At 45.0% G+C, this 25,363-nt stretch carries 28 protein-coding genes, 1 tRNA gene and 1 pseudogene; 27 read left to right on the top strand and 3 right to left on the bottom strand.

All coding sequences use genetic code 11. From position 1 onward, the window contains the following. Positions 1-23 precede the first annotated feature (23 nt). The 17 genes from NUV48_03760 to NUV48_03680 all read left to right on the top strand — a co-directional run bounded on the left by NUV48_03760 (position 24) and on the right by NUV48_03680 (position 14,789). Positions 24-99 (top strand) — tRNA-Ala (locus NUV48_03760). Positions 100-362: 263 nt separating this feature from the next. Then, positions 363-1,157: an AAA family ATPase gene (locus NUV48_03755; protein MCR4441251.1), complete on the top strand. Its 795-nt coding sequence runs from the start codon at positions 363-365 to the stop codon at positions 1,155-1,157. Beyond that, positions 1,147-2,139 (top strand): ParB/RepB/Spo0J family partition protein, encoded by a 993-nt coding sequence (locus NUV48_03750; GenBank protein MCR4441250.1) that lies wholly within the window; start codon positions 1,147-1,149, stop codon positions 2,137-2,139. Before NUV48_03755 ends, NUV48_03750 begins: the two co-directional genes overlap by 11 nt. A gap of 391 nt (positions 2,140-2,530) precedes the next feature. Next, positions 2,531-3,517 carry a patatin-like phospholipase family protein gene (locus tag NUV48_03745; GenBank protein MCR4441249.1) on the top strand — a complete coding sequence of 329 codons (987 nt, stop codon included), beginning with the start codon at positions 2,531-2,533 and terminating at the stop codon, positions 3,515-3,517. Beyond that, positions 3,511-4,974 (top strand): nucleotidyltransferase, encoded by a 1,464-nt coding sequence (locus NUV48_03740; protein MCR4441248.1) that lies wholly within the window; start codon positions 3,511-3,513, stop codon positions 4,972-4,974. Before NUV48_03745 ends, NUV48_03740 begins: the two co-directional genes overlap by 7 nt. Positions 4,975-5,681: 707 nt before the next feature. Further along, on the top strand, positions 5,682-7,190 hold the full coding sequence (locus NUV48_03735) for an AAA family ATPase (protein ID MCR4441247.1): 1,509 nt from the start codon (positions 5,682-5,684) through the stop codon (positions 7,188-7,190). Beyond that, a complete protein-coding gene (locus NUV48_03730) occupies positions 7,168-8,472 on the top strand; it encodes an ATPase, T2SS/T4P/T4SS family (protein ID MCR4441246.1) in 1,305 nt (434 codons plus the stop codon). Before NUV48_03735 ends, NUV48_03730 begins: the two co-directional genes overlap by 23 nt. Beyond that, positions 8,469-9,398: a hypothetical protein gene (locus NUV48_03725; GenBank protein ID MCR4441245.1), complete on the top strand. Its 930-nt coding sequence runs from the start codon at positions 8,469-8,471 to the stop codon at positions 9,396-9,398. The genes NUV48_03730 and NUV48_03725 overlap by 4 nt, the downstream gene beginning before the upstream one ends. Then, complete coding sequence (locus NUV48_03720) at positions 9,398-10,237, top strand: hypothetical protein (protein MCR4441244.1); 840 nt, start codon at positions 9,398-9,400, stop codon at positions 10,235-10,237. The genes NUV48_03725 and NUV48_03720 overlap by 1 nt, the downstream gene beginning before the upstream one ends. Positions 10,238-10,269: 32 nt before the next feature. Further along, positions 10,270-10,491 (top strand): hypothetical protein, encoded by a 222-nt coding sequence (locus tag NUV48_03715; GenBank protein MCR4441243.1) that lies wholly within the window; start codon positions 10,270-10,272, stop codon positions 10,489-10,491. 5 nt (positions 10,492-10,496) lie between these two features. Beyond that, positions 10,497-10,904, top strand: coding sequence for a prepilin peptidase (locus tag NUV48_03710; protein MCR4441242.1), 408 nt, complete (start codon positions 10,497-10,499; stop codon positions 10,902-10,904). 1 nt (position 10,905) lies between these two features. After that, positions 10,906-11,328 carry a hypothetical protein gene (locus tag NUV48_03705; protein ID MCR4441241.1) on the top strand — a complete coding sequence of 141 codons (423 nt, stop codon included), beginning with the start codon at positions 10,906-10,908 and terminating at the stop codon, positions 11,326-11,328. An 11-nt stretch (positions 11,329-11,339) separates the two neighbouring features. Continuing rightward, the gene (locus NUV48_03700) at positions 11,340-11,843 is read left to right on the top strand and encodes a hypothetical protein (GenBank protein ID MCR4441240.1); all 504 of its coding nucleotides are present in this window, start codon (positions 11,340-11,342) and stop codon (positions 11,841-11,843) included. An 85-nt stretch (positions 11,844-11,928) separates the two neighbouring features. Next, positions 11,929-12,474, top strand: coding sequence for a hypothetical protein (locus NUV48_03695; GenBank protein ID MCR4441239.1), 546 nt, complete (start codon positions 11,929-11,931; stop codon positions 12,472-12,474). Positions 12,475-12,579: 105 nt separating this feature from the next. Next, on the top strand, positions 12,580-13,077 hold the full coding sequence (locus tag NUV48_03690; protein MCR4441238.1) for a copper amine oxidase N-terminal domain-containing protein: 498 nt from the start codon (positions 12,580-12,582) through the stop codon (positions 13,075-13,077). Positions 13,078-13,297: 220 nt separating this feature from the next. Continuing rightward, positions 13,298-13,723 (top strand): hypothetical protein, encoded by a 426-nt coding sequence (locus tag NUV48_03685; GenBank protein MCR4441237.1) that lies wholly within the window; start codon positions 13,298-13,300, stop codon positions 13,721-13,723. A gap of 55 nt (positions 13,724-13,778) precedes the next feature. Further along, positions 13,779-14,789, top strand: a complete 1,011-nt coding sequence (locus NUV48_03680) for a DUF4065 domain-containing protein (GenBank protein ID MCR4441236.1) — start codon at positions 13,779-13,781, stop codon at positions 14,787-14,789. A 112-nt stretch (positions 14,790-14,901) separates the two neighbouring features. On the opposite strand, the pseudogene NUV48_03675 reads toward NUV48_03680, so the two are convergent. Further along, positions 14,902-15,138: pseudogene (locus NUV48_03675) on the bottom strand (IS3 family transposase). 120 nt (positions 15,139-15,258) lie between these two features. Between NUV48_03675 and NUV48_03670 the strand changes: the two are divergent. The 10 genes from NUV48_03670 to NUV48_03625 all read left to right on the top strand — a co-directional run bounded on the left by NUV48_03670 (position 15,259) and on the right by NUV48_03625 (position 22,334). Further along, positions 15,259-15,855: a KilA-N domain-containing protein gene (locus tag NUV48_03670; protein ID MCR4441235.1), complete on the top strand. Its 597-nt coding sequence runs from the start codon at positions 15,259-15,261 to the stop codon at positions 15,853-15,855. A gap of 70 nt (positions 15,856-15,925) precedes the next feature. Next, positions 15,926-16,744 (top strand): KilA-N domain-containing protein, encoded by an 819-nt coding sequence (locus tag NUV48_03665; GenBank protein ID MCR4441234.1) that lies wholly within the window; start codon positions 15,926-15,928, stop codon positions 16,742-16,744. Further along, a complete protein-coding gene (locus NUV48_03660; GenBank protein ID MCR4441233.1) occupies positions 16,741-17,325 on the top strand; it encodes an RQC domain protein in 585 nt (194 codons plus the stop codon). Before NUV48_03665 ends, NUV48_03660 begins: the two co-directional genes overlap by 4 nt. Next, a complete protein-coding gene (locus NUV48_03655; protein MCR4441232.1) occupies positions 17,322-19,022 on the top strand; it encodes an SWIM zinc finger family protein in 1,701 nt (566 codons plus the stop codon). The genes NUV48_03660 and NUV48_03655 overlap by 4 nt, the downstream gene beginning before the upstream one ends. A 224-nt stretch (positions 19,023-19,246) precedes the next feature. Next, complete coding sequence (locus tag NUV48_03650; GenBank protein MCR4441231.1) at positions 19,247-19,813, top strand: hypothetical protein; 567 nt, start codon at positions 19,247-19,249, stop codon at positions 19,811-19,813. Between the two features lie 188 nt (positions 19,814-20,001). Further along, complete coding sequence (locus NUV48_03645) at positions 20,002-20,457, top strand: hypothetical protein (GenBank protein MCR4441230.1); 456 nt, start codon at positions 20,002-20,004, stop codon at positions 20,455-20,457. Continuing rightward, positions 20,454-20,693 (top strand): hypothetical protein, encoded by a 240-nt coding sequence (locus NUV48_03640; GenBank protein MCR4441229.1) that lies wholly within the window; start codon positions 20,454-20,456, stop codon positions 20,691-20,693. Before NUV48_03645 ends, NUV48_03640 begins: the two co-directional genes overlap by 4 nt. 10 nt (positions 20,694-20,703) lie before the next feature. Next, entirely contained in the window at positions 20,704-20,904 is a 201-nt protein-coding gene (locus tag NUV48_03635) for a DUF3791 domain-containing protein (protein ID MCR4441228.1), read from the top strand. A 389-nt stretch (positions 20,905-21,293) separates the two neighbouring features. Continuing rightward, complete coding sequence (locus NUV48_03630) at positions 21,294-21,929, top strand: hypothetical protein (protein ID MCR4441227.1); 636 nt, start codon at positions 21,294-21,296, stop codon at positions 21,927-21,929. A gap of 15 nt (positions 21,930-21,944) precedes the next feature. Next, positions 21,945-22,334: a hypothetical protein gene (locus tag NUV48_03625; GenBank protein MCR4441226.1), complete on the top strand. Its 390-nt coding sequence runs from the start codon at positions 21,945-21,947 to the stop codon at positions 22,332-22,334. Positions 22,335-22,605: 271 nt separating this feature from the next. Here NUV48_03625 and NUV48_03620 read toward each other — a convergent pair whose 3' ends face one another. Further along, complete coding sequence (locus tag NUV48_03620) at positions 22,606-23,991, bottom strand: pyruvate carboxylase subunit B (protein MCR4441225.1); 1,386 nt, start codon at positions 23,989-23,991, stop codon at positions 22,606-22,608. A gap of 362 nt (positions 23,992-24,353) precedes the next feature. Then, complete coding sequence (locus tag NUV48_03615) at positions 24,354-25,229, bottom strand: LysR family transcriptional regulator (protein ID MCR4441224.1); 876 nt, start codon at positions 25,227-25,229, stop codon at positions 24,354-24,356. Between the last annotated feature and the right edge of the window lie 134 nt (positions 25,230-25,363).

Here is a 25,363-nt window from a genome sequence, read left to right as displayed (position 1 = left end):
TAATACCAGAAAAGGGAATAACTGGGGCATTAGTTCAGCTGGGAGAACGCTTGACTGGCAGTCAAGAGGTCAGCGGTTCAAGTCCGCTATGCTCCACCATATCAAAAACATCTGAGGTCGATTGCGGTCTCAGTTTTCATTTTAATAAAATGGCATGTTGGCCAAACCGAATTGACGATGACAGGCTGCTAAGTGTGAACATCAAAGAAACTTGCGTTTGTCATCTTGAGTTTAGGTTTAGTATAAGAATTAAATAAGGCTTCACTATTGGGACTATGCGGTTTCTTTGCACCGCGTAGTCTTTTTGTTTTTCACCGGAATCTGATGTGAATGAAAAATTAGCAAAACGGAAGGAGATAAAAATGAGCAACAAGTGCAAAATTGTGGCAATCGCCAACCAGAAGGGCGGCGTGGGAAAAACCACAACAGCCTTAAACCTGGCTTATGTTTTGTCGGAGCTTGGGAAAAAGGTGCTCTTAACCGACTTCGATCCCCAGGCCAACCTGACAATGTGTTTTGGCATTGACCGTCCCGATGAGCTGAAAACCACCATCTACCACTTAATGATGGCGGCGGTGGAAGATAAGGAACTGCCGGACAGGGGTGAATACCTGCTTTCTTTCAGCAATCTTGACCTTCTTCCCAGCAGTATAGAGCTTTCGGCAGTTGAAATGAGCCTGGTCAATGTAATGAGCCGGGAAATGATCTTGCTTTCCGTATTAGAGAAGCTGCGGGACCGGTACGATTACATCATTATTGACTGCATGCCTGCGCTCGGCATGCTGACCATCAACGCCCTTGCGGCCTGCGAAAGCGTTCTTATCCCCGCCACAGCGCAGTACCTTTCAGCCAAAGGCCTGGAGCTTCTGCTCAAAACAATTGCCAGGGTCAAGAAACGCATCAATCCCGGCATCAAAATTGACGGTATCCTGATTACCATGTTTGCCGGCAGGACAAAGCTGGCCAAAGAAATAATGAACCTGTTGAACGACGCTTACAAGGGGGGCTTAAGGATCTTCGACAGCAAAATACCGGTATCCGTCAAGGTCGGAGAAGCCAGCTACAATTCACAAAGCATTCTGGAATACGACGGCAAAAGCAAGGTGGCCCAAGCGTACAAAAACTTTGGAAGGGAGTATCTGAGCTATGGAAATTAGAGAAAAGGGAAGAATTCAATCCTTCAAAGATATTTTCGGCGATGAGACGAAAGAAGCCGAGGGGGTAAAGGAGCTCCCCCTATCCACACTCCAGCCTTATGAAAATCATCCGTTCAAGTTGTATTCGGGAGAGCGGTTCGACGACATAGTACGGAGCGTCAAGGAGCTTGGCGTGATTGTGCCGATTATTGTCCGGCCCAAAGGCGAGGAAAAATATGAAATCTTGTCAGGGCATAACCGGGTCAACGCAGCCAAAACCGCCGGATTACAAACGATACCGGCGGTAATAAAAGACAAGCTTACCGATGAAGAGGCGGCCTTGATTGTAACCGAAACCAACCTGATGCAACGTTCATTCGCTGATCTGTGCCATTCAGAAAGGGCCATTGCCTTGGCAATGCATCATAAGACGCTAAAAAAACAAGGGGCTCGAACAGACCTGATAAATGAGCTGGAAAAGCTCCTGAACCCGCATGAAATAAGGGGAAATAGAACTTCGTCTCAAGTTGAGACGAGGTTAACAAGCCTAGGAAAAACAGGCATAAAATACAGTCTCTCAAGGCCAACTGTTGCCCGGTATTTACGGCTAAATGAGCTTATTCCTGAACTCCTTGCAAGAGTGGATAAAGAAGAAATTGCCTTTATTCCGGCAGTAGCGCTTTCTTATTTGCGGGAAAATGAGCAGAGGGATGTTGAAGCCATTATGGCTGAAAATGGTTTTAAGGTTGATATGAGCAAAGCCGAAATTCTGCGTTCATATTCAGAAGCCGGAAAGCTTGATAAAGACATAGTATATTCAGTATTGGCCGGCGAGCTTGATAAAAAGAAGAAGTCGGATAAGCCTGTTGCCTTCAAGCTTAAGGCCAAGCTTGTGGCAAAATTCTTCTCCTCCGGACAGAAGCAGGCTGAGATTGAAGAGATTATCGAAAAGGCGCTAATCCTTTACTTTGAGAAAAAGAAGGAAGCCAAGAGTGAAGGCTGAAGAAAATAGAATTACAAAATACTTAAGGTCCGGCATATATTGTCGGGCCTTTTTACTAAAGGCTAAATTGATTATACAAAGATGAAAAATGTAAGTATTTATCATTAGGAGGAAAATTATGGCTTGTGGAGAATATTTTTAGCAGGTAATTATGTGTGTACAAGACTTTAACAAAGTATAAAAGTATATTTGATATACAGACAGGGCTTGTCAGAATAATATCACAAATGGCAACGTGAGCTAATGTTTATAATGGGAAGTTTGAATGAGGCAACATATGTTCTCTAAATAGTAATTATTTAGGCTTAAGTAGTATATACCATCAATGCGTTAAACCGACTCATAGGAATAGAGGTTATATCATTTTAAATATTATATGGAGGATAATAACATGCAGCAGGGCCCTTTATCTAAAAAGTTTCACATCCTTTCTCTTGATGGCGGAGGTATTAAAGGCCTTTTTTCAGCTGCAATACTTGCTGCGATAGAAGAAGATACCGGTGTTAACATTATTGAACATTTTGATTTAATAACTGGTACATCTACAGGTGGTATTATTGCATTGGGATTGGGATTAGGTATGAGACCACGAGAAATTGTAAATTTCTATTTGGATTATGGTCAGCAAATATTCCCACCAATACCTTTTTATAAAGGACTCATACAATGGTTTCGCTATAAGTATTCTAATCAGCCACTTAAAGAAGCATTACAGAAGTGTTTTGGTGATAAAACATTAGGAGATAGTAAAGTTCGTCTGGTCATACCGTCCTATAATATCGGGGATGATGATGTTTATCTATTTAAGACCCCACATCATGAAAAACTCAGACGAGACTATAAAGTACCTGCATGGAAAGTTGCACTCGCAACCACAGCAGCACCAACTTTTTTCCCTTGTACACGTGAAGTTGACAATATACGCTTGATAGACGGGGGAGTATGGGCAAACAATCCGACAATGGTTGGGATAATTGAAGCATACAAGTTGTTAGGTGTACATTTAGATGCATTGTCTGTACTTAGTATCGGAACATCAGATGAGGTAATAGCACGTCATGAACGCCTAAATAAAGGTGGTAAATTCGCCTGGGTAAGGGGTAATGATGTAATTGATGTAATTATGAGAGGACAAAGTATAGCAGCAAACAACCAGGCAGGATTACTACTTGGGAAAGAGAAAGTCCATAGGATTAATCCAAAAGTGGCAGCAGGAGAATTTACACTAGATGGTGCTAATAAGGCTGATGACTTAATTGGGAAAGCTTCTCATGCAAGCCGACAATTTATACCTATATTTGAAAAAATATTTAAAGAACATAAAGCAATTCAGTATACTCCGCTTTATTCCGTAGGTAAGGAGGAAAGCGTATGTTAGCAAATGGTAATCCGATAAGTGATATTCTAACCAGAGTATCTTCTGCCCTAGATATTCCAGATTATGTATACGAAGATGCTACAATAAAATATGAAGATGTAGGGGCATGGTTGGGAGATGATTCATCTGAACTGAAAAAGTATTCCCCGGAAATTTATCCACAGGGTTCTTTCCGACTTGGTACAGTAGTTCGTCCAATCAATGGTGAAGATGAATATGATATTGACTTAGTTTGTACTCTTAATCTGGCAAAAGAACAAACGACGCAGGATAATTTAAAAACAATTGTAGGAAACAGGCTTAAATTACGTCCTGATTTTAACAGCATGCTGGAACAATCACGAAGGTGTTGGACGCTAAACTATCCTGCGCAAAACTCACTACCTAAATTCCATATGGATATTCTCCCATCTATTCATAACTTGGAAGACGAACCTACAGGTATTTTGCTTACTGACACAGAGCTTAAACTATGGCAGAAAAGTAATCCCAAGGCTTATGCAGAATGGTTCTATAAGCGAATGGAAGTAATTTTTCTTGAAAAGAGAGCTGCTCTTGCAAAATCTTTTAATGCCAAAGTTGAAGACGTGCCCGAATGGCAAGTTAAAACACCACTTCAGATAGCTGTTCAAATTTTAAAACGGCATCGTGATATATATTTTCAAGATCAACCTGACAACAAACCAATTTCTATAATAATAACGACACTTGCAGCTAAAGCATACCGTGGACAAGCAGATATTTATGATGCTTTAGAGAGTATTGTTCAGGATATGCCAAAATTTATTGAACGAAAAGGTGATAAATGGTGGGTTACTAATCCCGTTGCGGAAGAGAATTTTGCAGATAAATGGAACGAATACCCTGAAAGACGGACAGTATTTATAATGTGGTTGGACAGAGTTCGAAGTGACTTTGCTACAGTCAAAGAACAACATATCACTGAAATGACAAAATCATTAAGTCCTATTCTAGGGAAAAGTATAATGGAAAAAGTCGCATTTGATATGGGTTTATCTTCTGGTTCTACGTTCTTGCTGACTAAGCAGCCTCAAATTCCTCCTCTCGGCAAAACTGATCATTGTAAACCGCCGATATGGCCTCAAAATCTTCTTTATAAAGCCGATATTAGTGGTTCTGTTCATTTTAATCGAAAAACACTTAAAAAATTATGGACAATTTCGGAACGTCCAGTACCAGCAAATGTTTGGTTAAGATTCCGTGTTAATACAAATGTGCCTGCTCCATATGAGATACAATGGCAGATAGTTAACACCGGGGAAGAAGCAACTAAAGCAGGTGACTTGCGTGGCGGTTTTCTCGCAGAAGGTAATAATTATAGTCCATATCATTGGGAACATACTTTATATAAAGGGACTCATTGGATAGAGGCATTCGTTATTAAAGATGGGGTTTGTTTAGCTCGCACGGGTCGAAAGTTTATTAAAATAAGATAGATTGTATATGGTAACGTTTGACTGAGATTAACTGAGATTAGGTAAAAGCTGTAATCAGACGTAATGCAGGCTCTTTTATTGTCGCTGCTCAGGCTATATGACCGCAATTGACTCAATATGCTTGGCCGAATAAATTGCTTATGATATATGACCACCTTCAAAACTTAGTAACTTCAATACATTCGAGCATTAAGTAACGATTTATTATTGCCAAATACTAACATTGCATTGCCGTGATTTTTCTGGAAAATCCTACTGCTCATGACCGCTGTCCGCAGTTTAGTTTTGGGGGCGCTACCCCCAAACCCCCGCCCTTCGCCGGGTGGCAGGGGTCAGGTTAGCCCTGAACCTGGGCAAAAGGGTTTTGGCTGGGTGATGCCCGTCAAGGGTAAAATGAACTCGCTACGCTCGCCCTTGACAGGCTGCAACACAGGTGCCTGAAAGGAATACAGCAGTTTCAAGATTACATTTGGTCAATTATTGTGAGCAGATATATGGCATTTACCTTTAGCAGAAACACTTTTTTATCGGGGTTGTGGGACGTATGTTACACCCTATAACTAACAGCGTACCTGGTCTTGTTGCTCCATGCCTGAACTACGCATTATCCATATAATGCGGATCACATATTGTTTCATATTCCCTTCACTGGAGAACAGTGAGGGGATTTTTTATTTTCCCCAATAAAAAAACGGAGGTGTCTGTAATTGTTTAACAAACGTGTCGTACGCCTGGCGGTTTCCCTGGTGGCTGCTCTGGCCATTACCTGCCTATTGATGGTGAGCACGTCGGACAAGCAAGTGGCCTATGTTCCTGTAGCTGTGGCAACCAGAGACATCGAAGCCAACGCGCCCCTTACTCCCGAGAACCTGGAAGTGCGGAGCATCCCGGCCGCCGCGGTGCCCGAAAAAGCCTTCTCGGCTATTCCCGGCGGAAAACTGGCCGGCCAGAAAATCTGGAAGGGCGAATACCTGCTTCCGCCCATGGTCAAGGACCATCCGGTCACACTGCCCGAACCCGGGAACCGGGTTTTTTCCATCCCTGCAACCTTGCAATCAGCGGGAGGCATCCAGCCGGGCGACCGGGTGGATGTTTTTCTATTTGCGGCTGATCGATCCAACCGGGGAGGGGGTGAGAGCAAATTGCTTCTTTCCGGCATCACAATCGTGGGAATCCTCAACCAGAACGGACAGGCCATCAGCGGGAAAGAAGGGAAAACCCAGGGGGTCTGCGGCAGTGCCGAGTGTGGTTCAAGTGCTGGTGACGGCAGTCCAGGCCAACCTGCTGAACGCCGCCGCCAATACGGGGGAACTGTCTTTAGCCCGGTACTTGCCGCAGAGCCAGCCGGTCAAAGACGTACCTACCTTTATTGTGACAGGGGGCAGCATTCAATGATAATAAACAAATTATCCGCTATAAGGAGGCAGAAGAAAAAAAGCGATGGTTCCGGGGAAAAGCACAGTGCCATTCCCCGCGTGATTGCCTTCTGGTCGCCCAAGGCAACGGGAAAAACTGTTCTGGCCGCTGCCGTTTCCGCCACCTTAGCGGGGGCAAAAAAACGGGTCGTCTGCGTGGACTTTGACCTGCTGACCCCGGACTTCCCCCACGGGGGTTATAGCCTGGACCAGGTTGCAAGCGATATACTGCGGGGCGACTTCGATCCGGCCAAAACAGCTTCAAAGCTTTCTTGTCTGAAACCTACAGGAGTCCATCTCCTCTCCGGTCCCGGCGACATCGTGCGGGCTGAAAACCTGGGGAGGGTCGAATTGCTAAGCATGGTGAGCGGCTTGGCCGGACAATTTGATGTCGTGGTTCTGGACACCAATCGGAACCTGGCCATGGAGGCTACCTTGGCCGCCTTGGATGCGGCCGATCTGGTTGTAATACCGGTCATTCTGGGGGACGGCCCGGTGCGGCACATCGGGCGTTACCTAAGCATACTGGTCCATGACCTCTGTTTTGACATTAACAAATTCCGGCTGGTGTTGAATCATGGCAGGGAGAAACCCGCTCTTTCCGCCGGTCAAATCGAGGCCTTGCTGGGCAGAAAAATAGAGGCGGAAATCCCCTATTGCCCGCATTGGGCGGAATGGCGGGGAGATGCGCTGCAGACTGCAACAGGCTGGGAAGACGTATTGCTTAGCCTGGTGTCGGTGCCTGTCCCAGTCATGCCCGGAAAGGAGGCGACATCCGATGGGTGCAGTGAGCTTGGCTGAGGAAAGCTACCGCCGCCGGAACAAACCGGCCGGGGCGATTCCCGAGGCCCAGTCCTCGCAAGACCGGCATGATCACGATGTCATATTTATGGTCACTGAAGAGATCCTCCGTGATTATGCCGACGTGGTCTATGCCGTCAGCACGGGAGCAAAAGCGCCCGGGGACCTGGAACGCCTTGTGTCCTGGATCGTGACGGAAAAAGGATACCTTCTCCGGGGCGGGAAGGAAGAAACCATCAAGACGGTTTGCGATAACATCCTCCGTTACGGAATCCTCCAGGATCTGATCGACGACCCTGCGGTAACCGATATTTTCGTCAACGGCCCGCAAAACGTGTACAAGCGGGTGAACAATGAGGATATTTTCTGTCCGAAGGTGCGTTTCCGGGATAACCAGCACCTGGAGCAGTATATCCGTACCATCTTGGCCAAAGCAGGCCGGTGTATTACCCAGGCTGAGTGCCTGGTGGACACGCGGGACGTGCCAAACCACCTGCGCATCAACGCCGGGATCGGGCCGGCAGCCAAAATTCCTTACCTGTGTATCCGCAAGCACACGGTGGCCGACTTTACAGAGGACGACTTTTACCGTACAGCTACTTTCACCCCGGAAATAAGCGGTTTTATCCGGCAAGCCGTGAAAGCCAGGTTAAACACCCTGATTGCCGGTCCCACCGGCAGCGGCAAGACCACGTTGATGCGCTTTATGGCCTCCAATTTTATCCCCGATGACGAGCGCATCGTGGTGCTGGAGGAAGAAGAGGAGCTGAGAATCACCCACCACAACCAGGTATTCCTGGAAGCGAAGAAAAAGGCCGGGGAAGATGATGAGGAGATCACGCTCGATGACCTGGTGCGCAACGGCTTGCGCATGGCCATGCGGCGCATCCTTTTGGGGGAATTCCGGGGGAAAGAGGCCTTTGCCCTGATCCGTGCCTTTGGTACCGGCCACGACGGGGGAATGGTCACGGTTCACGCCAATGATCTCTACAATGCCTTGGACCAGGTTGCCGTGATGATGCTGTATGCCGCCGCGCCACTTAAGTACGAGCACCTGAAACTCCTGATTGCCCAGGCCTTGGACCTCATCATCTACATGGAAAACTACCGGATCACCGATATCGCCTTTGTGGCCGGCTATGACCACCGTCGGCAGGAAGTCCTCTTGGAGCCTATCCTGGAAACGGAACGGGACTCTTCCGGCAGCCTGGTTTATGTCTGGCATCCATTGAGTGACAGCGCCAAAAAACTCTTCTGGCGAAGGGGGGTGGCCATGCCATGACCAGGGATTTTGCTTTACTAGTCCTGACTGCAGCGGCCTGGTTTATCTTCTTCATAACTGTACTTTCGTTTTTCAAACGTAATTCCCTCAATTGGTTCCATGTAAAGGGCTTAGACCGAAAAGTGATGCTAGCTATGGAACGAAATGAGCATTCCCGGGTTTGGGGACAAAAGCTGCAAAAGATGCTGGCAGCCGTGTCCTTCAGGCCTGGTGGGAAACCGTTCAGCGTATGCTTTTTTCTACTCGTCTCCTTGCTGGTAGGGATAATTATGGCTGTATCGGCTGCTGTTATTTTGCGAAATCCTCTGGTGATGTTGCTGCTGTTTGGGGCGGGAGTATCTTTGCCCTACCAGGTCTTAGAAGTTGCCTATTACCGCCGGCGGAAAAAACTCAGGCGACAGGCGGCCTCCTTTTTGCTGACGGTAGGGAACCTCTGCGGCGTGTATGGCGACCCGCTGGTGGCCCTGGAGGAAGCCCTTCCCCGCTTGAAAGACCCCCTGCGCAGCCAGGTGCGCTGGTTTCTCACCGCCTGCAAAGGCGGGCTGCCTTTGCCTGCCTGCGCGGAAACAGTAAAAAGCCGCCTGCCCGATCCGGTTTTGCGGCAGTTCTGGGACGATGTGGTCTTCTTTGCCGAACGGGGCGGTGATTTCCAGGAGTGCGTGACGGAACATGTGCACCAGGTTTACCGGCGGGAGATCAACACGACCCGGGGGAGCAGCGACGGGGGCAGCACCCTGACCGTCTTTTTTGTCCTGCTGGGCGTATATCTCGCGGTCCTGGCGACCCTGTCCCGCAGTCAGCCGGAACTGATGGGCTTTTTGGTGTCGGACTCAAGGGGGAAGGCGGCAGTTGCCTTGATGGCCGTGATCTTTCTCGCAGCCGGCTATTTTCTTAAATTAATGGTCCTGGAGAGGGGGGATGATTGATGGAAGCAGGCAAGTGGCTGGGCGTGCCGTTAATTGCGGCGCTGTTTGTTGCCATATATACGGGATGGGAGATTGTCCTGGAAAAGCAAAGGATGCGCCGCCTGCTGGCTGGCATCAACTCCAGGGGGAACAAGCAAGGAAACCTGCTCCTGCATGTGGCCGGGCGGCTGCTGGGATGGTATGGCGGTCCTGCTCTTCCCGACCGGCTGGCCCGGGCCGGGAATCCCGGGTTGATCGGCGCAAGCCCGGCTCATTTCTACACGGCCAAGCTGCTCCTGGCCGTTGCAGCGGGCCTGTGCTTTGGCGGCAGCGGTCCTTCTCTCTTATTCTTTGGTGTGGTTGGTTTTATGCTCCCGGACGGGCTTTTGTACCTGGCCGCCAGGAGAAGAAAAGAGGAGATTCTCCGGGTATTGCCGGAGATGCTGGATTTCTTGCGGCGTTCCTTGGCCGGCGGCAACGGCATGCGGGAAACCCTTTCCGCCCTGCCTCAGCGGGTCTCAGGCCCTTTAAGAAAGGAGGTGATACAGCTCGCCGCCCATTACGCCCTTACTTTGAATTTGCCCTGTTGCCTGGACGCCTTTGCAGCCAGAATCGGCTTGGAGGAGGTGGATCATTTGGTTCTGGCCTTAAAACAAAGCGAGGCGACCGGCCGGGTGAAATCACTGCTGGCCCACCAGGCGGAAGTACTGAAAGCGCGCAAGCAGGCCGGGATTGAAAAAGGCCTGAAAAACCGGGCTAATTTCTTGCACCTGATCAGCGTAATGGTGGTGGCCAACATCATGATCTTGATTGCCATGCCCTTGCTCATTCAGTTCACCAGTAGTTTCGGTCAATTTTGATTACAAAAAGAATTATGAAGGAGGCTGATTGAATGTTTTCCCTGGTTCGCCATGCTTTACCCTGCCTGAAAACGGTTTTCCCGCGCGCCGCACGTTTCCTGAAGGACAAAAGAGGCACCCCGTCCATTGAGACGGTGGCCATTATCGCCTTTATCGCCTTGGCGCTGTTCCCTTACCTCAGGGATATCGGCGAGGCCATCGGCAACGTTTTTACCTCTTTGAGCACGAACCTGAATAACCAGGTTAATCCTTAAAAACTATGGAAACGGCCATGATAGCCGCCGCGGCGCTGGCGGCTTGGCATGACGCCAAAACAAGGGAAATCCCGGACTGGATCACGCTGACATTGATCCTGGCCGGGATTGTTTTTTCCCTGGTTGACCTGGGCTTGGGGCTTACGGCGGCTACTCTGTTCTTGGGATGTATCCTCTGTGAGCTTTGCTACCGTCTCAATGCCTTGGGCGGCGGGGACTTGAAATTATTGTTGGGTTTAGCCCTGACGGGAGGGCCGTTGTATGGTCTGGCGGTATTTTACGCCAGCCTTTTGGCGGCCCTGCCGCTTTTTTTCTTCTATATGGTTAAGGACAAGATGACAAATCCCCGTGTACCCTACGCCATAGCTATTCTGGCAGGGGTTTTATGGGTTTCTGGGAAGGGGGTGCCTTAATTTGCTCAATTTTGTACAGGACCGGCAGGGAGGCAGTGAAGCAATTGCCTTTGCCATAGTGCTGCTATTGCTTATGCTCGTTGTGCTGAATTTGCTGCCCCCCGTTAAAACGGCTTTCATGTACGCCAATCTTACCCATGTGCACCGGGAGACAATGTTGAGAATGGAGGTGGCAGGAGGACTGACCCCGGCCATTGAGCAGAAGGCGCGGGATGAGTTGGTGCAAATGGGTTTTGATGATAACCGGGTTGATATTGCCGGGACAAACGCGGTTGTAGACTATGGCGAAACGATAGACCTGGTCATCCGTTACACCTACTCCTATGACACCTATGCCTTGAGCAATTTTCTCATTTATGCGGTGAATACGCCGCGGGTGATGGAGGCTGCCGGGTCCTCGGTGAGCTTTAATTTTGAGAAGTAAGGAGGGTAAATATGCTGTTTTGGCGTGATCAAAAGGGCGGAGCGTCAGCTGTTACAGGGGCAATTACAGTGATGATCGCCATGATGCTTCTGGCCCTGGCCTTTGATACGGCGTATTTGTATGCCCGGAGGGACGCAATCAAGCAAGCTTTGGACTACAGCAACATGGCCGTGTACCGGAATCTGGACCGGGAAAAGCTGGCGGATCGCCTCCTGGCAATAGAAGAAATCGCCGCCCAAGACACCTTCCGGGAGTTTCTGGCGCAAAACCTGCGTCTGGACGGCAATCTTAACCCTTTGCCGGGCAGTCTGGCCGCAGGGCCGGTGCAGGTAGCGGATTTCCGGGTGTTCAATCCCGAGGATCTGCCCAATACTGATGGCCTGGGCAACCCTGTCACGGAAGTGTCGGTTTATTCCCGGGTCAGGGTGCCGGTGAAGCCGCTCTTTGCCGGACTTTTTGCCGCCATCCCGGTACAGGTGGCCATCACCACCGATATACCGGAAGGGCTGCCCTAGTCCTATATTTATTGCCAATTTAGACAATATCTGAGATAATATTAGGTAAAGTATGGTAAATTAACTGATATGGGGAGGTAGTCAAATGCTGAGTGGAGTGGCTTTATGCCTGAAAAGGTCTTGGAAAGCTTTGTTGATCTTGCTTGCGTTGTTGGCTGTCCCCTCCGGGGTACTGGCCGCCGAAGATACCAGATTGGGCAATTATCAAGAAGCGTCTTATAAGGATGTGGTTGAGATTAACCTCTTTGATTTCAAGGATGGTTTGCCTCCACAGACTTATGTCAAAATACCGGAAAAATATATTTTCTCACCGGACAAACTGGAACGAACCGTTACCTTGAACGGACAGAAGTGGAAGGATCTCGTCATCGTTTCCCGGTATAAGAACGGTTCTTATCTAATTTTCGATATGTTTGAAAAAAAGGAGCCGGAAACGGATGTATTCTTTAAATATCTTAGTATAAAGCCTAATGAATATATTTCCGAAGAGCAACTAGAACAGTCAATTCAAAACGCATATCAAGCCGCTTTGCAGTCTACGATTGATGATTTCCTGGGTGATTATTGGGAATATCCCTTTGGACGGGGCGGAGGCGGCCCGATCGAGCCTATTGTATCCATTAACGGCTAACCCTGGCAGGAAACATCATGGAAAGATTATATTGTTGACCATATTCGTGAGCGACTCTATCCTTCCGACCCCCTTGTCAGCAGCCCCCAATACTGGGAAGTGTTCTTGAACCCGGACTATAACGGCCAAGCAAAAGAAACCATTGAGGCCATGGAACAGAAAACAACTCCACCTTCCTCTGAACAGACCGCGGTGCGGGCAAACCAGGTTCTTCTTACCCTGGGCAAAAGAGAGGTCATGGTCTACCGGGAGGGTACAGCGGAGGTTCATACTTTGGATGTGGCACCTGAAGCACCCGGGGGTGTAACCATGGTCCCCCTGCGGGGAGTGCTGGATTTTTTGGGGGCAACACTGGATTATGACGGGCCGTCAGGAACGGTTAAGGTGCAGGACGGCAATATTCTCGTAAGGCTTACAATCGGAGCGGGTAAAGCTTTCATCAACGAAGCCGAAGTACCTCTTCTTAAGCCGGCCGAGATCAAAAATGGAAGGACCTTGATTCCTCTGCGTTTCGTGGCGGAAAACCTGCATTACGACGTGGTATGGGACCCGGAAAAACAGCAGATTAAGATTAGCAAACGATTGTCCCATCAGGTTTTGTAACAAATACTTAAAATGGACCCATAACCATTTCGGGTTCATTTTTTAATATCGCGGATATAAGTTTTGGGTTTCGGCAGCTTCACTTTTCAAACAGAAAGTTGCTTTTTCAAAAACTTGTAGGTTTTAAATTAAAAATGTATCAATTAATACATTAATCTTATTTTTTTAGTATACAAAGCGTATCATTTGAATATAATATAAGTAAAGGAGCGATTAGAATTTGAGTCCCGAGAACCGAGAGACAAAGAAATATACGGATTTCACTCCGGATGATATAAAAAAATACCTTAATGATTTGAGAAGAGCAGTCCTTGATGGCAAATACACGATATCGATCAATGAGAACAGAAAAGAAAATATGGATTTTATCGAAGACTACAAAATTGATTCCAAGAAGGAAAAAGAAATCCTATTAAGCCTGCAGCACGATGATTTTTGCTATGCTGTTGATAACGAAAAAGAAACCTTTGCCCACGAGCGTCTATATATATTCTGCAAAAGTTATGAACTGGACAGTTGGGGAGATTTGGAGCCTGTTGACATATATATCAAAACCAATATGACCCAAACAAGACGAGGAGATGATTTTCTCTTCGTTGTATCCTTCCATAAACGAAATAAGCCAATTACGTATCTTTTTAAATAAATAATTTGATTCAGAGGCTGATCAAAAACGGTAATTTAATAAGGGGGCGATTTAAATGACGGGTTTTTGCGAAAAATGCCGTGATGTGGTGGAATACACCGTTAGAGAAGGGGAAAAAACCAAATGCATAAAAGGAAAGGAGATCAGGTACACCGGCAAAGAAGCATATTGCCGTGAATGCGGCGACGAAATATTTGTGGCGGAAATTCGCGATTATAATTTGCAGATGCTGGATAAGGCTTTTAGGGAGCAAGAAAAACTCATCTCAGTGTCGGACATCGAAAGCATATTGAAAAAATACAATATCGGCAAAAGGCCATTGTCCTTGCTGCTGGGCTGGGGAGAAGGCACTGTCACCAGGTATCTGAATGGTGATATTCCTACCAAACAGTATTCCGACATACTTAGGCGGATTCTAGCTGATGCAAATTATATGGCTGAAATATTAGAACAGAACAAAAATCAGATTACAGATCATGCCTATGGTCTTTGCAAACAGGCTCTGGAAATAATTGAACGTGAAACTGCCCGGAAGACATGTAAGCTTGAAAATGAAGGTAAGATTGACAGTGTTGTAAAATATTTGCTGATCCATTGCGCAGAGATCACACCGATGGCACTGCAAAAGCTTCTTTATTATGCCCAGGGATTCTATAAAGCTTTTAATGGAGAGTATCTGTTTGCCGATGATTGTGAAGCGTGGGTGCACGGTCCTGTTTACAGAAATATTTACTACAAATATAAAGACCATGGCTACAATCCTATCGAAGAAAACACGTTTGAGTATGGCAGCATTGAACTCACTGAAACCGAGGAAGAGATCCTCGATAGTATCATTACTAATTTTGGCTGCTATAGTGGTAAGATACTGGAAAGGATGACGCACATCGAAACCCCTTGGAGGGTGACGAGAAAAGGACTCGGTGATCAGGAAGGGTCCGACAGGATTATCGCAAAAGAACTGATTACCGACTATTTCAGCGGGATCAAAGCAAAGTACAACATGCTGAATACATCTGATATTAAGGATTATAGCATGGATTTATTTGGAAAACTTTATCATTAGTTCGGCACAATAAAACCATATTACAATTAAACTGCGGAAAAATGTATAAGAAAATTTAAGCTCTGAAGCAATTTGTGTGAAGTGATCCCAAAAAGTTAGACAAATATTCAAATTAAGCGGTCATGAGGGCTTGCTGTCTGTGAAGAACGGGCGGCAGGCCCTTCAGTTTTGCCTTGATACGGCGATTATTGTGGTAATCAAGATATTCGATGAGTTCTGCGATAAAATGCTCGATAGATATGAAGTCTTGCAGGTAGAGGAGCTCGCTCTTGAGCAGACCGAAGAAGTTTTCCATAACAGCATTGTCCAGACAGTTGCCCTTACGGCTCATGCTCTGCCGAATGGCTCTATCTCTTTCGAGTACAGGCATATCCAACGCTTTTACTTTTTCTAATCAGCACTATTCAAACTCTCTCGTACAAAGTATAATTATGAATATATTCAGGTTTTGTTTGGACGGGAGATGAGCATGGTGACCGAGGAAGAAAAGCGCGCGGAAGCGATTTGGACATATTGCATATCAAGGGAAAAAATCTTAAAACACTTGGTTTCAAAGGACCTTATGACCCAAGACCTTGCGGACACGCTCTCCGAAAGGATGTTTGAGCAGTTGAACGCAAGTTTTGTCCCCGGATTCCGCCGCTCATCAATCGGTGAAGCCATGATTGCCAAACATATCCAGATCGTTTCTCCAGACGACACCTACATATCGCTGACTGAAATAGCCCGGCAGAAAAATACCGATGCGCCCAGCTATGTGATTCAAAGCTGGCTGCGCAACTACGTGACAATTGAATTCCTCCGTCTATGGGAAAAGGAGAGCAATCCTAAATTCGTAGATGAAGCCTGCACGGCGTTAATTGAAAGAATGAAATCCAGCTCTTTTAGACTGACGCTTAAGCAGTGGATCGCCAATACAGGTGCGGTAGGGATTACATCGAAGCAGGGTAAAAACGGCGGTACCTTTGCCCATCCGGACATTGCCTGTGAATTCAGCATGTGGATTGACCCGGCATACAGGCTGGACGTCGTTAAGAAGTTTCGTATGGCAAGCATAGAGAAGTAGAATGTCTATTAAAAATGCACACTTAAAAAAGTAAGCCAAAAAATTAGGATAGAAACAGAAGGTGCGGCAGATGGTAAATTACCTCAGTGTGAACGGAGCAAAAATTACCGTTGCAACGATGGAGGAAAAGGATTATATCTCCCTGACAGATATGCTGAAAGCTAAGGACGGCGATTTTTTCATCTCGGATTGGCTTCGCAATCGCAACACCATTGAGTTTTTGGGAATATGGGAGCAAATCCACAACCCCAATTTTAATTATGGCGAATTCGCCATAATTAGAAGTCAGGCTGGCTTGAACAGTTATAAAATCAGCGTTAAAGAATGGGTGGCAAAGACAAATGCTATTGGCCTCAAAGCGACTGCCGGCCGTTATGGCGGAACTTACGCCTACAAGGACATCGCCTTTGAGTTTGGCATGTGGATCAGCCCAGAGTTCAAAATTTATCTGATTAAAGAATTTGAAAGGATGAAGGCCGAAGAACAACGGCAACTCGGCTGGGATATCAAACGCAATCTGGCAAAAATCAATTATCGTATCCATACGGACGCAATCAAGGAAAATCTTATCCCGCCTGAGCTTACGCCACAACAAGTCAACCAGATATATGCCAGCGAAGCGGACGTCCTGAATGTTGCGTTGTTCGGTATGACCGCCAAACAATGGCGAGACAGCAATCCGGAGCTAAAAGGCAATATTCGGGATTATGCAAATGTTTCGCAGCTTGTCTGCCTTTCTAACATGGAGAATCTGAATGCAGTATTCATTGCAGACGGAATGCCCCAGTCGGAACGCCTTAAAAAATTGAACATCATTGCAATCAGTCAGATGAAACTGCTGACGGACGATCACAGGATAATAGCTCTGGATGAAAAGAGTCAGGCATGAGCAGCAAAAAATCAAGAGTAAGATATGCGCTGAACAGCGGTGATGTAAAAGATTTAACCGATGAAGAAATCAGGGCTATACTTCGTGCGGCTGATGAACTGATTGCCATTGGCGGCAGAAGTATGTTGGCCAAAATCCTCAAAGGCTCCAAAGATAAAAAGGTACTGGAACATGGACTGCACCAATGCCCTGCCTACGGATACTATCAAGCGTTAACCCTGCAGGAAATAACGAACCGAATTGATTGGCTGATCAAGAAAGATTACCTGGAAATTGAATACAGGGATAGGCTTCCCATGCTTGTCTTCTCTGAGAGAGGTTGGGAAATAGAGCGGGAAACCCATGCCGAGGAGCTGCTGCAAAAACTTACAAAGCTGCTGGAGGGAAAAGATTATGGCTTTACTCAGGATTTGAAGGATAGAAACAGAGGAATGATCCTGCTGTTGCTTGAGAAAATCAGGCAAACGGGCAATGCCCGGTTTATACCGCTCCTTAAAGCTTGGAAGGAGATTGAATACAAGAAGGTACAGGCTGAAATTCAGAGGGTTATTGATTATCTGGTGAAAGAAGGAACAATATGAATCTCCACAACTTTGAAAGCTGGATTGATAAAAAAATTGTTGCCCGGGGCTATGATTATTACAAAAATGACTGTGTAATATCAGTGGAAGAACCCGAGAAAAATGTTTATGTGGCGGAAGTTGAAGGCAGTGAGCTGTACACAGTGGAAGTTGAGCTTGATGATCAGGAGGAGATCGCGGACAGTCAATGCGATTGCCCTTATGATTGGGGGGAGTATTGCAAGCACCAGGCGGCGGTATTTTTTGCCTTACGGGATATCAAGAACAAAAAAGACTCGAACAATGCGGACGCTGAAGCGGTTTATAAGTCCGTTCCCAAGAAAAGAAAAACGCCTGATATGAAGAAAATACTTTCGGAGAGGACAAAAGATGAACTTATTGAATTTCTCCTGGCGATCGCAGCCGAGTATGAAGAAATCAAGCAGCGGATAGAACTGGATTTTAACGAAGGAAATGATGAGGACGAAATACGTAAATCCATGATGCTTATGCGCACCTTTATCAGAAACAATTCGGATCGGCATGGGTTTGTCGCTTACGGAGACGCCTGGGAGGCGGTCAAGGGGGCTGACTTGGTGTTGGAAAAAGCCCGCTCTGCTTTGACCAAGAAAAAAACCATGCATGCTTTAGAACTGTCCCTTTGTGTTATCCATGAAATGATGGATCTGCTTGAGGGCGCGGATGATTCCGACGGGGTAATCGGCGGAGAAATTGAAGAAAGCCTGGCTTTTATCCGTGAAATAGTTGAGGATGAATCATTAAGCCCGGCTGATAAAGAAAGTATTTTTCAGAAGCTGATAGAAGAAGCGGCGCATAGACGATATGAAGATTGGACCGACTGGAGGCTCGATCTTTTGGGCAGCTGTTCGGAGCTTGCAGACACTCCGGTTTTACGCAATAAATTGGAAAATCATTTGGTATCAATCATAAAAAACGAAAGAGAGGATTCATGGAGCGGCAGTTACTTGGCGGAAAGAGTTAATCTCATCAGATACCATATGATTGAACAGTATGACGGACGAAAAAAAGCGCAGGAATTTATTGGACAGAATCTGCGATATTCGGAATTTAGGAAAATGGCGATAGAAAATGCCATGAAGAAAAAGGACTATGACTCGGTGATCAAGCTTACGCTTGATGGAGAAGAGGAAGATAAAGACAGGCGCGGGCTGGTAGATCAGTGGAAGAAATACCGGTACAAGGCGTTTCAGCTTTCCGGCAAACTTGATGATTTGCGCGGGATTGCCATGGAATTTATTCTGGATGGTAGTTTTGAATACTACAAGGAATTAAAAAAGACTTATGATTTCAGCGAGTGGCTTTCTGTTTACCCCCAGATTATTCTTCTGCTGGAAAACCAGAAGAAAACAAATCATGACATATACACCCGTATTTTAATAGAAGAAGGGGAAAAACAAAAGCTTCTTGCCTATGTTAAGCCGAGGCCGTCAATGGTAGAGATTTTTTATAAACAGCTTATTCCCGAATTTAAAGATGAGGTTTACACCCTGTTTTTGCAGCATATTGAGCAGACTGCTGCCAGAGCTGGCAGCAGGAAAGATTATCAGAGGGTATGCGCAATTATCCGTAATCTAAAAAAAGCAGGCGGGCAAAAGCAGGTCTCGGAAATCAAACAGAAGCTTTTTAACAAATATGCCAATAGACCGGCGTTCAGAGATGAGCTGTCAAAAGTATAGGCGGATGATATAATTGGAATTTCTGGGTTGGGATCCGTCACGAAGTCCGGCTCATTTATGATTTATACCTGAAAGCTATGGCTGCCGCAAGATTAAATCTTACCACAAAGGATATTGACGCTCTTTACGAACCAAAAGGCGAGTGAAGGTCCTGAACTAAAACTGTAAAGAAGGTAAAGTATTTTGATGAATAGATTGATGCAGATAAAGAGGTTCAAAAAATTATGAGAATCTATATTGTCGGAGTTTCGTGTGTTGGAAAAAGCACTGTTGGTATGCTGTTGGCTGAGAAGTTTGGTTATGATTTTGTAGATTTTGATCTTTATGTCGAGAAGCGGTTTGGCAATTCTGTAGAGCGCATTAAAAACACTTGTTTTAATGAACATGCGTATCGTGATAAGGTTAAGCATTTGCTGGCAGAAATACTTAATGATTATAAGGACAATATTGTTATAGCAATGCCGCCAGGGGGTTTGTTCAGACAGTATCTAAACATTTTAAAAAAGCATCCCGATGTGACGACAGTTGCGCTTAAGGACTCAGCTGAAAATATTATGAAGAGGCTAATATTTACTGATGAAGACTCCAACTTAATTGAAGAAGAAATCGTAAATGATGACAATTACTGGAGATACTTGAGAGAGGTCAAGGAGGATATCGAATACTTTCGTGACACTCATAAAAAGGCAAAAATACAATGTCATATCAATGGAATGGATGCAAAACAAGCTACAGACTTTTTGGCGAAGCTGCTTGTAGAGGCTCATATTCAACCTGATTCCGAAAAGTAGAATAATAGATATGATAAAATATTGGCGGCATCTATATTCACCTAACTTGCCAGAATATTTGTCGAAAGAAGTCGATTGCTGTTGCGGTTGGCTTCTTTCTTTTTGGTAAAATCCAGATAAAATAATATAATTTTACTGTCTGTGAACCAGTACTTTAATGGTTTGTTCGTTGCCGAGAAGCGATTTCGTTGGAAATCCACCGGCCACTGACAAGAGTTACGGGATCCGATGCGTATGGCATGAACCTTACCATCTACAGTTATGCCCTACATTATCCTTGTTTTTTTAATTATGTTGGGCATAATATAAGTAGAAATGATATTGACGGTGATGTTATGGGCTATGTTATAAATTTAATTGCTGACGAAGCAAAGCGGATCAAGGCGCTAAAAGAAAGCTATGAACAGCAGCTATCATTGCTTCCGAAAGGTACTCTGCGAACGCGCAGACGAGGAAAACACGAGTATTATTATTTGTCTTTTCGAGAAGGCGAAAAGGTTATTACAGATTATGTTGGCAAGGATGAAAAAAAGATTAATGAACTCAGAGAGAGCTTGGAAAAGCGAAAACACGTGGAAGATATTCTGCAGCAATTAAATCGGGAACTCAGTGTCGCCAAAAGAATTTTGGAGGGTGAAAAATGATGGATATTGAAAAGTTTTCTGCTATTCTCCCAATGATAGTGGCGGCTGTAACAGACAAGATTGCTACAGAATACCATCTGGATGAAAACGCAGCGATTGAAAAGCTATACTCAACTCAGTTGTATTCGTATTTGGAAGATGAAAAAACAAAGGTGTGGCACTATAGCGTGGATAAGATCTTTGACTTATACAAGACGGAAATAGAAACGGGAAAACTGGAACTTCCCGGATATTGAGGTGGACCATATGAGCAAGACAATGCAATTTAAGGTGTTCTGCATTGAGCAGTACAAAAAAAAGCATAACATGACCGGAGCCGAGACAGTGAAAAGGTTTAAAGAATTTGGTGTTTTCGATTATCTAGGTTCATTCTTTGATGTACTGCACTCCACGGGAGCAAAGTACATCGTTGAAGATATTGACATGTTTATAGCAGCAAGACAATAGGATTTTATTACCGTCAGGATTTCAGCCATTTCTTGTCTGGCTGCTTATCAAGTGCAATAGCACCTGAAATAGGTTCAAAACTATATGATTATTTTGTCAACTGTATCAAGGAGCTTGGCATCTTTTTTTACCTAACTTTCCACCCAGAAATTGGGAAAAGCTCTGGAATAATTGATTTCAGAGCTTTTTGCCGTATTAAAGAGTTCGACTCGGCTTGAAGAGCGGCAGAGAGGACAAGGTTTTAGGAATAATATTGTAGTAACTCAATTTTACTCGCTAGTATACAACGCGGATGCTGAAGATAAATTTAAAGTATCATTTACATTTTTTACTTTTGGAGATAATATTGATTGGGAAATTATAGTGATTTATCTTGAGGAGAAACGAGATTGGATATTGTTAAACAATATAGGCAATGCAGAAAAGTGGGTATGCAGCTAAACAGTAGAATTATAGAAAGTGCAGATAAGGAGCTATTTGGTAAGGCAGCAGCATTATTGAATATGCTTGAAGATAACACCATTGTACTCGAAGAAGATTATGAACGGGATGTTTTAATGGATTTCATAATAAACGAGCGGATAAATGGAGATAAAAGTGTTGCTGAAACTTTCTTACAATCTCAGAGTCTGGAAAATGATGTGGAGAGAGATATATTAAATGCATTAATTTCTTCTTACACATCGCTTTTCAAAATTGAATCAATACTCAGAGATGAAAAAGTAATCATACTAAATGATATTTTGAATGAGAGAAATGAAATAAAATTAACAGATATAGGCTTTAGTGAAACGGCATCTCCTGAAATGCTACTTTTTACGAGAATAGTGCCATTCGATAATTTTAATATGACATCAGGTTTATCTTTTCTTTTTCCTGCTGGCCGAGAGGAATATCTTTTAAGACGCTACAGGAGGATTAGGAGAAAATATAAAGCTCAAGATGAAGCGACTGCTAGGTTTGCAGCTTTTTTTGAATTAAACAGGACAGAAGGGCTACTTGTAAAATATCAACGAGTAAGATGATGGACGGTGGTGCATATGGGAAAAGGTATGTGGGTATATAACCCGAAACCAGCTAAACTAACGCAGAATGCAAAGGATTTTCTGTTAAAAAGAGTGAATAATTTTGTAGCTTCTTCGGAACGATTGAGCAAGGAAGTTAATAGGATAGACATACGTGCAGGCCGCATATATATGTTTCACTTAGTAGAGCAGTTTATACCTGCAGGAATAGAAGTACAGTTTATAAAGTCTCTTATTGACGGTAAGTATGTGGAGTATCCTATGGCTAGAATTACTTTATTCGATGCTAGAGGCGAACAATGTACGGCAGATTGGCTGAGACATACTGGACAGTGGTATGACGTACATAAAGGAAACCTGGATGAGTGCTTGAAGTTTATTGAGGATAACCAGCAATGGTTTTAAATTCGGATGATATTGTAATACAAGTCCTCAATCCTTGATAAGGAGAAATATTTTGACTACTTTATCACGCGCGATCTTCATTTCTTTCTCGGCACCACAAAGCGATTCCATAACGTTGCTCCAAACCCATTCATCATAGTTGGTGCATTTTACCCGCCGATGCCGTTGCAGAATCAGCGGGAGGGTTAAGTCCCTTTTACAGTATTGATTTAGAATAAGATTATGAAAAGAACCGCGGATCAGAATTCCCGAAGCGTTGGTTATTTTTGAACTACTTGATTCCGTACTTTTCTTTCAGAAAAGCCAGACCTTCCTGTGGGAACATCGCATAGGTAAGGACGTCCTCCTCGGTGCGGGCAATTTCTTCCACCTCTGATTTGATCCTTTCGTATCCCGGCTCGATCAAATCCGCCGGACGGCATGTGATCGGCTCCTCCCCTTCAGCGAGGACCTTTTTCTTCAACTCCTCACTGATAGGTCCAGGTATGCGGCCGTATTGACCTCTCACATAGGCCTTCGCTTCTTTCGGGATCATCTTATAACGTTCACCCGCCAATACATTCATTGCCGCCAGAGTTCCGCAAAGTTGCGAGAACGGTGTCCCGAGCGGCGGATATCCTAGATCCCTACGGACTCTCACAATCTCCTCCAGCACCTCATCCATACGATCTAATGCATTCATTCCCTTTAGCTGGTGTTCCAGGTTAGAATACATACCGCCCGGAATCTGATGCTGCACGACTTTAATATCAACGCCGCAGAGTTTTGTCTCAAACTCCTCGTATTTTTTGCGCATCTGTTTGAGATAATTGTTTATCTCCAACAGCTTATTGTAGTCCAGCCCGGTATCCCGCGGCGTATTTTTCAGCGCCGCAATCATGCTTTCTGCCGCCGGATGGCTGGTTCCGAGCGCAAAAGCTGAAACATCCACATCTATTACATCCGCGCCGGCCTTTATAACTTCCCAATAGGTGATTTCTGTCATTCCGCCGGTGCAATGCGCGTGGTAGTGCACCGGAACATCTAAAGCAGCCTTGATCGCCGCAACAGTCTTGCCTGCTGTTACGGGATCGATCATGCCGCCCATATCCTCAAGATGGACAGCCGTTGCGCCAATCTCCACATACTCCTGCGCTGTTTTAATAAATGAATCAATAGTATGTACGGGGCTTGATGTAAACTGGATGTTGCCTTCCACCAGTTTTCCGGAACGAAGCGCTGCCTTGGCAGCTGTCTCACAGTTGCGAATATCATTGAGACCGTCAAAAATCAGGAATATATCTATACCAGCTTTCGCGGCGGCAGTTACAAAACGATCCACTATATCGTCCGGATAATGCGTATAACCCAACAGGTTCTGTCCACGCAACAGCATCCTGAGCGGGGTTTTTTTGACGTACTGTTTGAATGTTCGGACCCGGTCCCATGGGTCCTCCTTCAGATACCTGATACAGGTATCAAAAGTCGCGCCTCCCCACATCTCTATGCAGTCAAAGCCAAACTCATCCATCTTCGAAAGGACCGGCACCATGTCCTCGGTGCGCATCCTCGTCGCCATGATAGATTGCTGTCCATCACGAAAATCACAGGACGACAGCTTCATCGGTGTCGAAGACGTGAAACATATCTTAAATTCGTTCTGTGTCAATTTAGTCATTCCTTTCTGCTGCTTGATTTATTTAAACAGTTATTAAGCCAGTCCAGTTCAGTGGCGGTTGACTTCTTAAAAATAGTTCGAAAATTATAATATGTCAAATACTAATTTTTAATGAGTTAATAGAATGGAATAATAGAAAACCGATGCCATGTTATAAATATCGAAAAGCCCGGTCACCCCTTCTTATAGGTAAGTGTCCGGGCTTTCTATCATACGCACATTTACTGTTCGATTATCTATTATCTCTGTCTATCAACTCATAATTTTTTCATATTTGACGGTTATAAATTTTCGAATTATGGTTATTTTAAGGTTGGTTCTTTGCAAAGCACTCTGATAACCTTGTCAATTAACTCAAGAAATCATGAGTATTTATAGTCCTTACAAAAATACAAAAACTTGAGCGCATCGCTTGATAATAAAATGTCTTTGCGCCTGATAATACCCAGTGCGACCCGGATGGGAGGGTGAATGGAAAAAGGAGCCAGTTTATCGTTCAATTTCAGCAGGTCTTCCATCAAGAATGCCACAGCACCATATTGCAGTACCACTTGCATAATAAGCAGAACCTGGCGGGAGTACATAAATACATTTGGTTCCATTTCCATTTCTTTGAATCGCTGTAGTATCAAATTTATTGTTTTTCCTTTTACCCCGCCCAGGACCAGCTTTTCATCCTTCAGCATCAGAGGCGTAACACCGGTTTTGCGAGCGAGCGGATGATCACTACTGACACAACCCAGGATATTTGTCTCAATAATAGGGGTGAACTCGAACAGGTCTGAAAGCACAGCATCATTGTTAACAATAGCCAAGTCAAGTTTGCCTTCTCTGACCTGCTGTGCTGAATCTGTCGAACTGAGTTCGTGCGTCTCAATATGTATGGAAGGATATTGTCTACAAAAAGCAGTTATCAGTTTGGGGTACAAAAAAACGCTTGCCATGGCAGAGACGCCGAGACGTATTCTACTCACTTTTTTCCCCAAGTTTTTCATATAATCTTCCGTCAGTTTAACTTTATTAATTATTTCAGATGCTTTTATCTGGAATTCTTTCCCCTCGTCAGTCAAAATCAAGCGTTTCTTAGACCGATAGAAAAGATTGAGCCCGAATTCTTCCTCCAATTGACGGATTGCTACAGAAATCGAGGGCTGTGAGATATGCAGAATCTCAGACGCTGCGGTCAAGCTTCCACAATCGCATACGGTAAGGAACAGTTTGAGTTGATTGAGTCTCATACTATGGCTCCTTTCAGATGCGAAAATCTCTGGAATATGGGGAGTAGCTTAGCTAGCTAGTTTTCCCTGAAAAACATTGTTTTTGAAAAACTGCGATGGTACCGGGCAGTGGCCTATTCCCTATATCTGATTGA

The sequence above is a fragment of the Peptococcaceae bacterium genome (assembly GCA_024655825.1).
In the GTDB taxonomy this organism is placed as follows: Bacteria; Bacillota; Peptococcia; order DRI-13; family PHAD01; genus JANLFJ01.
The sequence above is the reverse complement of the archived record's forward strand: the minus strand, read 5'-3'. Positions and strand labels throughout refer to the sequence as shown.